Origin of the sequence: Gordonia polyisoprenivorans NBRC 16320 = JCM 10675, assembly GCF_000241325.1 — a bacterium.
GTDB classification, from domain to species: domain Bacteria; phylum Actinomycetota; class Actinomycetes; order Mycobacteriales; family Mycobacteriaceae; genus Gordonia; species Gordonia polyisoprenivorans.
The window spans coordinates 39608-54042 of record NZ_BAEI01000085.1; the positions used below are offsets into that span (position 1 = coordinate 39608).

12 protein-coding genes and 1 pseudogene are annotated in these 14435 nt (G+C 66.8%); 3 read left to right on the forward strand and 10 right to left on the reverse strand.

Annotated elements, in window-relative coordinates; translation table 11 throughout:
* Window positions 1-31: 31 nt before the first annotated feature.
* Genes GOPIP_RS23145 through GOPIP_RS23155 form a run of 3 tightly spaced genes read right to left on the reverse strand, consistent with a single transcriptional unit; the run spans window position 32 to window position 4178 of the window.
* Window positions 32-1888, reverse strand: coding sequence for an ABC transporter permease subunit (locus GOPIP_RS23145; RefSeq protein WP_006372259.1), 1857 nt, complete (start codon window positions 1886-1888; stop codon window positions 32-34).
* A complete protein-coding gene (locus GOPIP_RS23150; protein ID WP_006372260.1) occupies window positions 1885-3066 on the reverse strand; it encodes a polyamine ABC transporter substrate-binding protein in 1182 nt (393 codons plus the stop codon). Before GOPIP_RS23150 ends, GOPIP_RS23145 begins: the two co-directional genes overlap by 4 nt.
* The gene (locus GOPIP_RS23155) at window positions 3063-4178 is read right to left on the reverse strand and encodes an ABC transporter ATP-binding protein (RefSeq protein ID WP_006372261.1); all 1116 of its coding nucleotides are present in this window, start codon (window positions 4176-4178) and stop codon (window positions 3063-3065) included. The genes GOPIP_RS23150 and GOPIP_RS23155 overlap by 4 nt, the downstream gene beginning before the upstream one ends.
* Window positions 4179-4310: 132 nt before the next feature.
* Here GOPIP_RS23155 and GOPIP_RS23160 point away from each other — a divergent pair, with 132 nt between their 5' ends.
* Window positions 4311-5735 (forward strand): NAD(P)/FAD-dependent oxidoreductase, encoded by a 1425-nt coding sequence (locus GOPIP_RS23160; protein ID WP_006372262.1) that lies wholly within the window; start codon window positions 4311-4313, stop codon window positions 5733-5735.
* 57 nt (window positions 5736-5792) lie between these two features.
* Here GOPIP_RS23160 and phoH2 read toward each other — a convergent pair whose 3' ends face one another.
* From phoH2 to GOPIP_RS23180, 4 genes and pseudogenes are all read right to left on the reverse strand, one after another.
* The gene (phoH2, locus tag GOPIP_RS23165; RefSeq protein WP_006372263.1) at window positions 5793-7100 is read right to left on the reverse strand and encodes an RNA 5'-3' helicase PhoH2; all 1308 of its coding nucleotides are present in this window, start codon (window positions 7098-7100) and stop codon (window positions 5793-5795) included.
* A 454-nt stretch (window positions 7101-7554) separates the two neighbouring features.
* Entirely contained in the window at window positions 7555-8427 is an 873-nt protein-coding gene (locus GOPIP_RS23170) for an acyl-ACP desaturase (RefSeq protein ID WP_006372264.1), read from the reverse strand.
* An 82-nt stretch (window positions 8428-8509) separates the two neighbouring features.
* Window positions 8510-9841 (reverse strand): serine hydroxymethyltransferase, encoded by a 1332-nt coding sequence (gene glyA / locus GOPIP_RS23175; protein ID WP_014359439.1) that lies wholly within the window; start codon window positions 9839-9841, stop codon window positions 8510-8512.
* Window positions 9842-9917: 76 nt separating this feature from the next.
* Window positions 9918-11168, reverse strand: a pseudogene (locus GOPIP_RS23180) (DUF885 domain-containing protein).
* A 156-nt stretch (window positions 11169-11324) separates the two neighbouring features.
* Between GOPIP_RS23180 and coaA the strand changes: the two are divergent.
* On the forward strand, window positions 11325-12266 hold the full coding sequence (gene coaA, locus GOPIP_RS23185) for a type I pantothenate kinase (protein WP_006372267.1): 942 nt from the start codon (window positions 11325-11327) through the stop codon (window positions 12264-12266).
* A 15-nt stretch (window positions 12267-12281) separates the two neighbouring features.
* Here coaA and GOPIP_RS23190 read toward each other — a convergent pair whose 3' ends face one another.
* The gene (locus tag GOPIP_RS23190; protein ID WP_014359437.1) at window positions 12282-12650 is read right to left on the reverse strand and encodes a cupin domain-containing protein; all 369 of its coding nucleotides are present in this window, start codon (window positions 12648-12650) and stop codon (window positions 12282-12284) included.
* Between the two features lie 58 nt (window positions 12651-12708).
* Here GOPIP_RS23190 and GOPIP_RS23195 point away from each other — a divergent pair, with 58 nt between their 5' ends.
* Entirely contained in the window at window positions 12709-13161 is a 453-nt protein-coding gene (locus GOPIP_RS23195; RefSeq protein WP_035728779.1) for a MarR family winged helix-turn-helix transcriptional regulator, read from the forward strand.
* Between the two features lie 17 nt (window positions 13162-13178).
* On the opposite strand, the gene GOPIP_RS23200 is transcribed toward GOPIP_RS23195, so the two are convergent.
* Together GOPIP_RS23200 and GOPIP_RS23205 are read right to left on the reverse strand one after the other, a co-directional pair.
* Window positions 13179-13658 (reverse strand): carboxymuconolactone decarboxylase family protein, encoded by a 480-nt coding sequence (locus GOPIP_RS23200; protein ID WP_006372270.1) that lies wholly within the window; start codon window positions 13656-13658, stop codon window positions 13179-13181.
* The gene (locus tag GOPIP_RS23205; protein ID WP_006372271.1) at window positions 13655-14419 is read right to left on the reverse strand and encodes an SDR family oxidoreductase; all 765 of its coding nucleotides are present in this window, start codon (window positions 14417-14419) and stop codon (window positions 13655-13657) included. Before GOPIP_RS23205 ends, GOPIP_RS23200 begins: the two co-directional genes overlap by 4 nt.
* Between the last annotated feature and the right edge of the window lie 16 nt (window positions 14420-14435).

The window sequence follows — 14435 nt, forward strand, 5'->3', positions numbered from 1 at the left end:
TTCACCTTCAAGGTTCGGGTCGGGTCGTGCCTCAGCCGATCATCTTGGCCATCGAGGTCGCATCCTCCCCCGACCTGCGCAGCACGAGGGCCGACAGCGCCAGCACCACCAGCGTCAGGACGAGCATCAGCGTCGACATCGCGGCCACCTCCGGCCGCAGGGCGATACGCACCGCGGAGAATATGTAGACCGGCCACGGCGTGTAGCCCGGCTGCTGGACGAAGGTCGAGATCACGACGTCGTCGAGACTGAACGTGAAGGCCAGCATCATCCCGGCGACGATGCCCGGGGTGGCGGCGGGCAGGATCACGTGCCGCAGCCGCGCGAGCGGCGAGGCGTAGAGATCTGCGGCCGCTTCCTCGAGTGCCGGATCGAGGGCCGACACCCGGGCTCGCACGATGAATGTCACCACAACCATCGACACCACTGCGTGCGAGATGACCAACCGCACCAGACCGTTGTTGAACGGCAACAGATTCCAGTCGACGCCGAGCGTGACGTACCAGGGCAGGAAGGCCACCGCATCGGCGATGTCGGGCGTCACCAGGGTGACCGTCAGCAGGGCCAGCAACCCCACCGACCACCAGCGCGGGCGCCGCGACATCCCGATGGCGATGCCGGCCAACGACCCCAGGAGCGTGGCCAGCAGAGCCGACAGCAGGCCCACCTCCAAGGAAATGCGCACACTGTGCAGGATCGTGTCGTCGGTGAGCGCGTCGCGGTAGGCGCCGAACCCGAATCCCTCGAACGAGGCGAGCACACGCCCGGTGTTGAACGAGTAGGCGACGATCACCAGGATCGGTAGGAACAGGAAGGCATAGACCACGACCGCCCACCCCTTCAGGCAGATCGAGTACCAGTCCCGCCGGGTGCGCCGCGGCGTCATCACCAGACCCGGCAGGGCGCCGAGATCGGCCGGGCCGCCGGTCGGCAGCGTCACCGAGAAGACCCGCCGATCCAGCACCACCGCAACACCTTTGACGACGAGACCGGCGAGCACCACGCACACGAGCACCATCATCATCAGCGATACCGTCATCGCACTGCCGAGCGCCCAGTTCTGGGCGGTCTCGAACTGCGCGGCGATCATCTGCCCGGCCATCGTGCCCTTCGCACCGCCGAGGACCGAGGGTGTCACGTAGTCGCCCATCAACGGTATGAACACCAGAAGCGTGCCCGAGACGATGCCCGGCGACGCCAGCGGCAGGGTGATCCGGAAGAACGTCGTCCAGCGGTTGGCACCGAGGTCGCGCCCGGCCTCCCGCAGCGACAGACCCGCCCGATCCATGGCGACGAACAGGGGGAAGATCATCAGCGGCAGGTAGTTGTACACCACGCCGACCTCCACCGCGGCGCGGGTGTAGAGGATGCCGAGTTCGCCCAGCCCCACGCTCTGCATCACGCCCGAGAGCCATCCCGACGGCGCCAGGGTGATCTGCCAGCCGATGGTGCGCACCAGGAAGTTGGTGAAGAACGGGATGATGATGAGGGCGAGATAGATCGGGCGGCGTCGCGGATTCGATTTGACCGCAAGCCAATAGGCGAACGGCACACCGACGGCAAGCGCGATCACCACTCCGGTGACGGCGATGGTGAGGGTGTTGTAGAAGGTCGACCGGTAGTCCGCGCCGAAGGCTTCCGAATAGCGACCGAAGCTCAGTTGGTCGGTGGCATAGGTGGTGAACTGGTCGGGTTTGTAGCCGAAGCTGTACCACACCACCAAGGCCACCGGGACGACGAAGAAGAACAGCAGATACGCCCAGGCCGGAAAGGTGAGCCCACCTGCACCGAACAACCGTTGCCGCCATGGCGGTTTCGGGGTCGGGCTGATCGTTTCCGGGGTGATCGGTTCTGGGTTGATCGCGGGGGTGTCGACGGTAGTGGTCATCGGGCGCTCCTCGCCTGCATCTGGCCCAGGATCTCGGTGCGTTCCTGGGTGGCCGAGTCGACATTGGCCGACACCAGCCGATCGACCACCTCATCGGGTGGGAACAACAGGTCGGGGTAGTCGAGGTCGGCGGCCCGGCCCTTCTCCGCCATCCCTTTCACCCCGGTCTGGTAGCCGATGTACTCCATCTCCCGGTACGACACCTCCGGGTCGAGCATGTAATTGATGAATTCGTGTGCGGCGACCGGGTGTTGGGTCCCGCGCACGATCGCGAAGTTGTCGACGAACAGGTTGGCCGTCGGCAGCGGATAAACGAATCCCCACTTGTCGGGGTCGCTCTCGTTCGTCAGCGTCAGACGCGCATCGCCGTTCCACGCCTGCAGCAAGCTGTAGGCGCCGCCCGACACCACCGACGTGATCGACGAGTTGTAACCCTGCAGCGTCGGGGCGAGATCGTTGACGAGCAGTGTCCGGGCCGCGGCGAGATCCTTCTCGTCGGTGGTGTTGGGGTCGATGTTCAACGCCCCCATGGCGATCGAGACCACCTCCCAGGGATCCTCGAGGACACTGACCTTCCCCCGGGCCGGACCCTGGGCCAGCTCGATGAAATCGCGCCAGGTGGTCGGCGTCCTCGTCGTCAGCGACTTGAGATACATGAATCCGGTGGTGCCCCAGTCCTTGCAGGCGCCGTAGCGCGAGCGCGGATTCCACGGCGGGTCGAAGAACCGCTCCTCCAGGTTGGCGAGGTTGGGCACGCGCGCATGATCGAGCGGATCGAGCAGGTCGTGCTCCACCATCTGCGGGATGTACACCCCGGTCGGCACCACCACGTCATACCCCGAGGTTCCGCGTGCCGCAGCGAGTTTGGCGATCATCTCCTCGTTGGAGCCGAAGGAATCGACCTGTAGCGTGACCCCGTAGCGGTTCTCGTAGCCGTCGAGATCGTTGGGGTCCTCATAGTCACCCCAGCTGTAGTAGTGCAGCCTGCCCTCGGCGGCCGCGCCCATCGGCGCCGAGCTCGCGATCTTGTGACTACCACCGCACGCCGACACCGTGACCCCGGCGACCGCCACACCGATTCCGGCGAGGAAGCTGCGACGGGTGATCCGCGCGACGGACCGATTCGGCACCAGTGCGCGCACCGCGTCCGATGCGTCCGACGCTGTGCGGGCGGTCATTTGGCGTACACCCGGGCGTCGGAGGCGGCGAAGGTGCACCGCACACGCTGTCCCTCGTGCAATGGCGGGAAGTTGCGGGTGGCGCCGCGTACGAGCACCTCGGTGCCGGCGTCGGTGGTGACCACCACCTGCGTCAGGTCGCCGAGGAACGACACGCCTGCGGCGGTGCCGGACACGATGTTGTCGGCGGCGTCGACGTCGGAGTCGTTCTCGGCGAACCAGATCGCCTCCGGGCGTACCGCGACGACCAGGCCACCGGTGGCGTCGGCCGGGATCTCGGCGACGGCGAAACGCCCGTCGGTGGTGGCGATGCGTCCGTCCTCGTAGTCGCCGGTGACGTCGAAGAAGGTCTGTTTGCCGATGAAGTCGGCGACGAACCGGTTGGTCGGCGCGGCGTAGATGTCCTTACCGATGCCGACCTGGGCGATGCGCCCCTCGCTCATCACCACGATCCGATCGCTCATCGACAATGCCTCCTCCTGATCGTGGGTCACGAAGATGAAGGTGGTGCCGAGCTCCTTCTGCAGCAGTTTGAGTTCGATCTGCATCTCCTCGCGCAACTTGCGGTCCAGCGCGCTCATCGGCTCGTCGAGCAACAGCACGTCGGGCCGGTTCGCCAGCGCGCGGGCCAGCGCCACCCGCTGCTGCTGACCACCGGAGAGCATGGCCGGTTTGCGGTCGGCGAAGCGCGTCATCTGCACCAGATCGAGCGCGTCGGCGACACGTTGGCCGATCTCCTTCTTCGCCACCTTGCGTTGTCGCAGACCAAAACCCACGTTCTGCGCGACCGTCATGTGCGGGAACAACGCATAGGACTGGAACACGGTGTTGACCGGGCGGCGTTCGGGTGGCACGTCCACGATCGAGGCACCGTCGAGCAGAATGTCACCGGCGGTGGGCCGCCCGAAACCGGCCAGCATGCGCAGCAGCGTCGTCTTACCGCACCCCGACGGGCCCAGCAGCGACACGAACTCGCCCGCGGCGACGTCGAGATCGATGCCGGTGACCGCGACGTGGCCGTTGGCATACACCTTGCGAATCGCCCGGAGGGCAACCGCGCCGCGGGTGGTCGGCACGGACTCGGCGATCGGAGCCTGCGAGACAGTGGTCATGGTGGGCCTTTCCTGGCGACCACGCCGGCGGCGGGCGGGTCGGTCGAACCTTGGGAGTATCGATTACGGCAGTCTTTCGCAGAAATCGTCACGGATTCAGTCTCCGATAGCCAGCTGAACAACTGATTCTTAATGCGCGCGCAACATTCGGCGACGTACGGTGGGCACATGCGCAACGGTGACGTCTCCTTCTGGCACTCCACCACCGGACCGTCGGCCATCCGGCCACCGTTGCCGGGTGATCGCGACGCGGCCATCGCGATCGTCGGCGGCGGACTCACCGGCCTGTGGTCGGCGTACTACCTCGCCGAGCGCTTGCCCGACGCGCGCATCGTCGTGCTCGAGCGCGAGTTCTGCGGTTTCGGCGCCAGCGGCCGCAACGGTGGATGGCTCTCGGCCGAGGTCGCGGGCAATCGCCGCACCTACGCGGCGGTCGCCGATTCCCGCGGTCGCGACGGTCTCGACGCGAATCGCCGTCTCACGGCGACGATGCGGTCCGGCGTCGACGAGGTTCTCGACCGCATCACCAACGAGTCCATCGAGTGTGGCGCGGTGAAGTCGGGGGTCCTGCACATCGCCCGTTGCGCGGCACAGGACGCCCGACTACGCGCCGAGATCGAGCACGAGGAGCATCTCGGTGGTCGATGGGAGTATCTCGACGACGTCGCCGTCGCCGAACGGATCACCGTTGCGGGTGCACGATCGGCGATGTACTCATCTCAGTGCGCGCGGGTGAACCCGGCAAAGCTCACCCGGGGCGTCGCCGACGCGGTGGCCCGCCGGGGCGTACAGATCTTCGAGGGCACCACCGTCACCGGCATCGGTCCGCGCCGGGTCGACACCGATCGCGGTGTGGTGCGGGCCGAATCGATTCTGGTCTGCCTCGAGGGCTTCACCGCCACCATGCCCGGTACACACCGCAAGCTACTGCCGATGAATTCGTCGATGATCGTCACCGAGCCAGTCGACGACGAGATCTGGGACCGCATCGGATGGGGCGGGTGCGAGCTGCTGGGCGAGACCGCTCACGCCTACACCTACTCGCAGCGCACCGCCGACGGCCGGATTGCGTTGGGCGGGCGCGGTGTTCCCTATCGATTCGGTTCCGGCATCGATGATCGTGGCCGGACCCAGGAGCGAACGACGGCGTCCCTGATAACCGCGTTGCACGAGATGTTCCCGGCCACCGCGGACACCCCGATCGCCCACACCTGGTGTGGGGTGCTGGGGGTGAGCCGGGACTGGTTGGCGTCCATCTGCTACGACCCGGTCACCGGAATCGGTTCTGCCAGTGGATATGTGGGATCAGGTTTGACCACCACCAACGTGGCCGGGCGAACGCTGTGCGACCTCGTCGCCGGCGACCGCACCGATCTCACCGACCTACCGTGGGTCGGACACCGCACACGCAACTGGGAACCAGAACCGCTTCGTTGGCTCGGCGTGGCGACGATGTACGCCGCCTACCGCACGGCCGATCGACGTGAACTGGCCGATGGCTCATCGCGGACGAATGTCATCGCACGGATGGCCGACCGGGTGTCGGGTCGGTCCTGAACCCCGACACCCGGTGCGACTCAGTAGGTTTCGAGCACCCTGACTTTCACCCGGTGATCAGTACGCCGCGCCCGGCGCGAATTCCTCGAGCACTTCGGTCACGAGCGCAGCGATCGGCGACCGTTCGCTGCGGGTCAGCGTGATGTGCGCGAAAAGTGGGTGGCCCTTGAGCTTTTCGATGACTGCCGCCACCCCGTCGTGTCGTCCGACGCGCAGGTTGTCGCGCTGCGCGACATCGTGGGTGAGCACCACCCGCGACCCCGACCCCAGACGCGAGAGCACGGTCAGCAAGACGTTGCGCTCCAGCGACTGTGCCTCGTCGACGATCACGAACGAGTCATGCAATGACCGGCCACGAATGTGGGTGAGCGGCAACACCTCCAGCATGCCGCGTGCCAGCACCTCCTCGATGACTTCTTGCGAGGCAAGGCCTTCCAGCGTGTCGAACACCGCCTGCGCCCACGGGCCCATCTTCTCGTCGGCGCCGCCGGGTAGGTATCCGAGCTGCTGTCCGCCGACCGCGTAGAGCGGCCGGAAGACGACCACCTTGCGCTGGGTCCGTCGTTCGAGGACGGCTTCCAGTCCGGCACACAAGGCCAACGCGGACTTGCCGGTTCCGGCCTTGCCGCCCAGCGACACGATGCCGACACTGTCGTCGAGCAGCAGATCGAGCGCCACACGCTGTTCGGCGGAGCGCCCGTGCAGACCGAAAGCCTCGCGGTCGCCGCGCACCAACTGCACTTGCTTGGCGTCGTTCACCCGGCCCAGCGCACTCGACGAGCCCTGACCGATCAGCCGAACCCCGGTGTGGCACGGCAGTTCCCGGGCTGCATCGATGTCCACGACGCCGTCGGCGAACAGGGTGTCGATGGCGGGCTGGTCGACGTCGAGTTCGGCCATCCCCGACCATCCGGAGACCACGACATCCTGGGCGTGGTACTCGTCGGCGGCCAGGCCCACCGCGCCGGCCTTCACCCGCAGCGGCGTGTCCTTGGAGACCAGGGTGACGTTCTTACCCTCGGCCCGCAGGTTGAGTGCACACGCGAGAATCCGTGAATCGTTTGTCTCCGTGCGGAATCCGGCCGGCAGTACGGCCGGATCGGTGTGATTGAGTTCCACCTGTAACGTGCCGCCCTCGTCCCCGATGGGGAACGGCATGTCGAGTCGACCGTATTCCAGCCGCAGATCGTCGAGGAGCCGCAAGGCCTCACGTGCGAACCAGCCGAGCTCGTGGTGGTGACGTTTGCCCTCGAGTTCGCCGATGACCACCAGCGGAAGAACCACATGGTGTTCGGCGAAACGGGTGACCGCCCAGGGATCTGAGAGCAGGACGGAGGTGTCGAGGACGTAGGTGCGTGTGGTCACGTGGGCTCCTACATTTGTGCGGCGCCCGCACAAACCAGTTCAAGTCGACCGGCTGGGTCTCGGTCCGCTCCGGTTAGCCGAAGTGGACGGGGACCGGGGCCGGCCCCCTCGCGCTGCTCTTGCAAACCACGAATGAGAACCTCCCGGACGAACCGCTTCCCCGCGGCCCGTCACTCGCCAACGTACGCGGTGTGGCGCGTGGCGGCGCGCCGGAGAAGGTGTGTCGGCGTGAATTTCGCGTAAACGCACGTATCGTTTGAGCGAAGTGACGATGGCGCCGCCACCGGGAGAAAAGCCGTGCTCAATCGGCATGTCCGGAACAGTTTTCACCGCCGGTGACTGGCCCGGGACAGCGCCGGAACCGCGTGCGACGCGAGACCGCGGCACCCGCTCACGCACACACTCCCGGCACCCACGTGATCGCGGGGTACCGGGAGTGTGGTGAGTTGGCGGACTATCGGCCGGCGAGCGCCTGGATGCGCTGCCGTGCGGCCTGCGCGTCGTCACCGAGTTCCTGCAAGCTCTCGAGCTTGAGGCCGTCGGCGATGGCGGCGGCGATCGCGGCGTGCGTCTCGCCGCTCTCGTAGTCGGCGATCAGCGCGCGCTCCGCGTCGAAGTCGTCGATGTCGAATCCGATGGGCTCGGTGGTCAGTCGGGCCAGCGCCTCGTCGACGGCGATCACGGTGGCGTCCTGATCGGCGACGAGCCCGGCACCGAGGAAGTTGGTGAAGGTCCGGGCCTGCAGTTCGTCGTCACCGGCGATCTTGGTGAGGATCGTCTGGTAGACGTCGTCGGTCACCGCGGTCGCCAGACGCTTGACGTAGTGCACGCACTGGTACTCGTGCACCGCCATCAATGCCAGGACGTCGAGCGGGCCGAGATCCCGGACGAGCTCGGGACGCTGGCGGTACCCCTTGGTGACGTGCTCGCGACGACGCTCCTCGGCATCGACCGGGTCGATCGCGCGACGCACCACCAGGTAGTCGCGCAACACGATGGCGTGCCGGTTGTCCTCGGCGGTCCACACCCCGACGAGCTGACGCCAGTCGGAGAACGCCGGGAAGTGCTTGGCGAGCACACGGTGGTAGGACGGCAGGTTGTCCTTGGTGAGCAGCAGCGCGAGGGTGCCGGCGCGCGCCTCGTCGGACAGCGTCGCCTGCGACGGATCCCAGTCGTCACCGCCGAGGAAGGCAAAGTTGCGGCCGTCGTCCCACGGCACCCAGTCGTGCGGGTTCCAGGGCGTGGCCGCCGCGGCGTGATCCTCGGCGATCTCCGGAAGCGCCTTCTCGAGCGCAATGATCAGGTCGTCTTCGGTGAGTGCGTTCATCGCGTAAGAGGATACGGATGCGTAACCATCGGGGGCAATCCGGACATCGCCTGCGTGGCGCGCCGCCCGCCGCGACGGCCGATCAGATGCGGCTCATCAGCCCCCACGACTCGAGCCCGTCGTAGAGGGGGAAGTCCAGCGCGAGACGCGACACGCGTGCCCGCAACGCCGAGGTGTCGGCGCCGGTCCCGGCGGCCAGCGCGGTAGCGATGATGTCGGCGACCTCGGTGAACTGCTCGTCGCCGAACCCGCGGGTGGCCAGCGCGGGGGTACCGATGCGCAGTCCCGAGGTGACCATCGGCGGGCGCGGATCGAAGGGCACCGCGTTGCGGTTCACGGTGATGCCGACCTCGTGCAGCAGATCCTCGGCCTGCTGGCCGTCGAGCGGGCTGTTGCGCAGGTCGACGAGCACCAGGTGCACGTCCGTGCCGCCGGTGAGGACCGAGACACCGGCCTTGGCGACGTCGGCGCCGGTGAGACGGTCGGCGAGGATCTTCGCGCCGGACAGGGTGCGACGCTGCCGCTCGGCGAACTCTTCGGTGCCCGCGATCTTCAGTGCGACCGCCTTACCGGCGATGACGTGCATGAGCGGACCACCCTGCTGACCGGGGAACACCGCCGAGTTGAGCTTCTTGGCCCATTCCTGCTTGGCCAGGATGATGCCCGAGCGCGGTCCGCCGAGGGTCTTGTGCACCGTCGAGGAGACGACGTCGGAGGCGGGTACCGGGTTGGGGTGCAGCCCGGCGGCGACCAGGCCGGCGAAGTGGGCCATGTCGGTCCACAGGTAGGCGCCGACCTCGTCGGCGATCGAGCGGAACGCGTCGAAGTCGAGGGTGCGCGGATAGGCCGACCACCCGGCGACGATCACCTTCGGGCGGGTGTCGAGGGCGATCTTGCGCACCTCGTCCATGTCGATGCGGAAGTCCTCTTTGCTCACGCCGTAAAAGGCGTTCTCGTAGAGCTTGCCGGAGAAGTTCAGTCGCATCCCGTGGGTCAGGTGCCCGCCGTGTGCGAGGTCGAGACCCAGCAGGGTCTCACCCGGATTCATCAACGCCATCAACACCGCGGCGTTGGCCTGCGCGCCCGAATGCGGCTGCACATTGGCGAAGTCGGCTCCGAAGAGCGCCTTGGCCCGGTCACGCGCGATGTCCTCGACGACGTCGACGTACTCGCAACCGCCGTAGTAGCGCCGACCCGGATATCCCTCGGCGTACTTGTTCGTCAGGACGCTGCCCTGCGCCTGCAGGACCGCGCGCGGGACGAAGTTCTCCGACGCGATCATCTCGAGGGTGTCGCGCTGCCGGCTCAACTCACCGTTCATCGCGGCGGCGACGTCGGGGTCGACGTCGACCAGCGACATCGCGTTCACCGACGTCGAGTTCACGGACTGTGCGGACGAGGCGTTCTCGGTCATGCCCGCAAGTCTATGGGCCCGGCGCCCGCTGACCGAATCCTCCCCGGACCCTCCGCTGCGGACCTCCGGGACGAGGTCAGGCGGTCGCGCCGAGTTCGGCTCGCAACGACGCCGGGATCAATGGCTCGTCGAGCAGCCGCCCGAAGCGCGCGGCACGATCGGCACCGCCGATACCGGGGGCATCGGAGTCGAGCCAGCGTTCCAGCAGACGGTAGCCCTCGACGTAGGTGGAGATGTAGGCGCGCCACAACGGCGAGGTGAGAAAGCGCAGCATCTGCCGCGCCCGTTCGGGCGGCGCGAGGAGCCAGCGCTGCAAGAATTCGGCGACGGTGTCGGCGTCACGGTGCTGATCGTGCAGCATCAGCGCGGCGTCCTGGCGCACGCCGAGCAGCCCGGCGGTCGCTCGGCTCACCTGTTGTGCGTGCTGCCCGTCGAACCGGAGGCCGAGATCGGCGTAGATCTCCTGCGCCCACACACCCCACTCGGGCCCGACGATCGCGTGCAGGGCGTGGTCGGCCAAACCCTCGGCCATGAGGCATTGCGGGGTGTTCACGAGAAAGATCGTCTGCTCCTGCTGTCCCCCACCGACGAGTCGCTGCTCCTTGCGGCAGTGTTCGGTGTGATGACCCGGATAGGACTCGTGGGCGATCAGGTGCGGCAGGTTCGACATGTGTTGTGTCAGATCGACGTTGATCGCCACTCGGGAGCGATAGTCGCCGAGGTAGTAGTTGAATCCCGACCACGGCTTGTCGGTGACCACCTCGAAGTCGACGATCTCGGAGTCGGGCAGCGGATAGGTGGCGCGCACCCGCTCACGCAGTGCGCCGCTGAAGGCACGCACGCACTCGTCGACCCGCTCCGGCGGGATCTCGTCGGCACGCCGATGGCGGGCATAGGCCGCCGCCAGCGCTTCCCCCGAACTTCCCGGAACACCGAGGACCGCAGCGAGTTCGGCGTGCGCCGCCCGATAGATCGCCGGGTCCTCCGGCTCGATGTCGACGTCGAAGTACGCGCGCACCTCGTCGACGAAACCGATGTCGTCGCCGGCGAATTTGCGGGCCGAACACTCCAGCGCGCGCAGGTGGGCGCCGACGAAGGCGGCACGGTCCGGATCGAGGTCGCCGGGTAGATCGGCGAGCAGTCCCCGTGCGACGTCGGCGAGCTCGGCGGGTTGCGGTGCCGGTGCATTGCCCACCGCGGCACGCAGGTTCGGGTCGCCGGTGTAGGCGTCGACGAATCACTCCTCGAGGCGATCGAAGGCCAGCCCGAGCCGGAGGTATGCGGTGACCACGTCGGACGATGAGGTGCTCGCCTGGGCAGGAGACATAGTCGGACACGCTACCCACCACATCGCGTAACGGCCACGCCGTCATGTCGCGTTCGTCCCGATAGGGCACCGACACCGCCGATTCTGCGGTGCTTATAGGGTGGGTGGCATGTCGAGCACCCATGCAGCGACCGTCACGGATCCGGTGCTGCGCTGATGGCACGCCACTCCAGCGATCGCGATCCGAGCCTGTACATGGAACTCGACCGCAAACAGTGGCGTGAACTGCGTGAATCGATGCCGATGGTGTTGACCTCCGACGAACTCGATCAGCTCGTCGGCCTCGGCGAACAGATCGACCTGACCGAGGTCGCCGAGGTCTACCTGCCGTTGTCGCGACTCATCCATCTGCAGGTGGCCGCGCGACAACGACTGTTCGCCGCGACCTCGACCTTCCTCGGCGACCGCCACGGAGAAAAGCAGGTCCCGTTCGTGATCGGCATCGCGGGCAGTGTCGCGGTGGGCAAGTCCACGACCGCGCGTGTGCTCGCGGCGCTACTCGCACGCTGGGAGTCGCACCCCAAGGTCGATCTCGTCACCACCGACGGCTTCTTGCTGCCGACCGCGGAGTTGGAACGTCGGGCCATCATGCACCGCAAGGGTTTTCCCGAGTCGTATGACCGTCGGGCGCTGTTGCGCTTTGTCACCGAGGTGAAATCGGGCGCCCGGGAGGTCACCGCGCCGGTCTATTCACACCTCACCTACGACATCGTTCCCGATGTCCGCCACTACATCCGCCAGCCCGACATCCTGATCCTGGAGGGGCTCAACGTCTTACAGACCGGCCCCACCCTGATGGTGTCGGACCTGTTCGACTTCTCGATCTACGTCGATGCCAAGACCGACGACATCGAGAAATGGTATATCTCCCGGTTCCTGCAGATGCGGTCGACATCGTTCGCCGACCCCAATTCGCACTTCCACCACTACGCGTCGTTGACCGACGATCAGGCAATGATCGCCGCGCGCGACATCTGGACCTCCATCAACCTGCCCAACCTGCGCGAGAACATCTTGCCGACCCGCCCCCGAGCGAGCCTGGTACTCCGCAAGGACGCCGACCACTCGATCAATCGGGTTCGCCTGCGCAAGTTGTGAACCCGCGGACACTCCCTAGCGAGCCCAGGGCGGAGTGATCGTCTCCCCGGAGTCGGTGACCGCGGTCAGGCCGGCCGGTGCGGTGACCCACACCGTCGCCTCCGCCGATCCCGGATTGTCCAGCCGCACTCGCGATCCGGCTGGCACGTGGACGACCGACCCCGCCGCCAAGGTGTGCCGCCGACCATCAAGCTCGCACTCCGGCCCCCCGGTCAACACCAGAAAGACCTCCTCGCGATCCACCCGATGCGCCGTGCCGATCTGTTCGGATTCCAGAACCGTTCGCCACGCACATAATTCGGCACTACCGCGCGACGGCGCCACAAAGGACTCGAACCGCGCACCATGCATTCCGTGAACCACCGGTCGAACGACGACAGACATGACAACCACTCCTCATCAGACAGTTAAACTGTCTTTATAAGACAGCTAGACTGTCCACATGTCAACCCCGGGTCCCCCGATGGCCGACCTTCCGTTCTTGCTGATGCGCGCACAGTCGGCGGTCACCGAACACATCAACTCCCGGATCGTGGCCCACGGACACCCGGGCCTGCGTCCGGTGCACGGACTGGTGTTTGCGCGGATCGCCTCCGCCGGGGCGACGGTCAACGAGATCGCCGCACATCTCGGGGTCACCAAGCAATCGGCCGCCGCGATCGTGGAAACGCTGGAGGATCAGGGCTATGTCACACGCGGGCCGCATCCGACCGATCGGCGGGCGCGGCTGGTCGAACTCACCCGACGCGGTCGGGCGGTGACCCGGCTGGCCGCGCAGAGCGCCGCCGACGTCGCCGCCGACCTCGAGCGCGACATCGGGCACGACGCGATGGCGACGGTCGTCGGCGCATTGCAGCGGCTCGGCGCGGACGCCACTCCCCGCCCCCTGTGGTGACTCGTGTCGACGAAAACTCAGGAATGCACTGTGCGCTCGTCGAGACCGGCGGGATAGCCCCCGGTGAGGGCAATCCGGTTCCAGACATTGATCATGGCGATCGATGCGAGCACCTGACCGAAGGCCTCGTCACCGAACACCGAACGCACCCGCTCGTAGACCTCATCGGGCACCCCGTCGTCGCCGATTCGAGTAACGTATTCGGTCAACTCCAATGCCGCTCTGGACTTCTCGTCGAACATCGAAAGACATTCACGCCACACCCCGACCATCCCGAGGGTGATCGGATCCATGCCCAGACCGAGCGCATCGGAGAGATGCATGTGTAGACAGTACGCGCACCCGTTGAGTTGCGAAGCGCGGATCTTCATGAGTTCCACCAGCTCTCGATCGAGCCCATCCGCCGAGGCGCGCTGAAGGGCGACGAGCGCCTTGTAGACACCGGGGTTGGCCGTCGGCAACCAATAACGCACGCCATCAGGCGTCACCGGGCTCATCGCGACACCCGCTCACCGCGCCGGGCGAGCCAGGTCTCGACGGTTGTGTCGGTCTGCACGAACCCGTCGCGCGGCAACAACCCGTTCGTCCGAAGCGCCGGACCCCCGATACGCACCGGAATCACCCATCGTGGGGAACCGTCTTGACGAGCAACATCTTTCGCCAGATCGGCGAAGTCCAGTACCTCCGGCCCGGCCACCTCGACATCGCCGCGTGCGGGTTCGAGCGCCGCATCAGCCACGGCGTCGGCGGCGTCGGCAGCAGCCAACGGCCGACACCTCATGCGCGGCACCATCGCCACCGGCCCCAGACTCATGCGCCCGAGCAGTTGCTCGGCGAGTTCGAACCATTGGGCCGAGTGCACCACCCTCAGCACCTCGGGCCCGAGCAACTCGCGGTAGACCCGCTCCTGCTCACCCTTGCCCTGGTAGTAGCCGAACTTCGCGTTGACCGCCGGATCGGCGGCATTGATGATCGACAGGCAGACAACACGGCCCACCCCGGCGGTGACCGCCCCCTCGGCGATCCGCCGCGCAGCCGTGCCGAAGAAGTCGACGGCGACCTTGGCACGAGTGGTCGTGACGTTGACACAATCGACGATGACATCGGCACCTGCGCACGCCTGCGCCACGCCGTCGCCGGTGTACGCATCGACACCGGCCGACCTCTGCGCGGCGACCACCTCGATCCCTCTGCCCTGCAACGTTTCGCCCAGGTGGCGTCCGATCTCACCGCTCGCCCCGAACACGACTGTCCGCATCCCTTGCCTCCTCCGG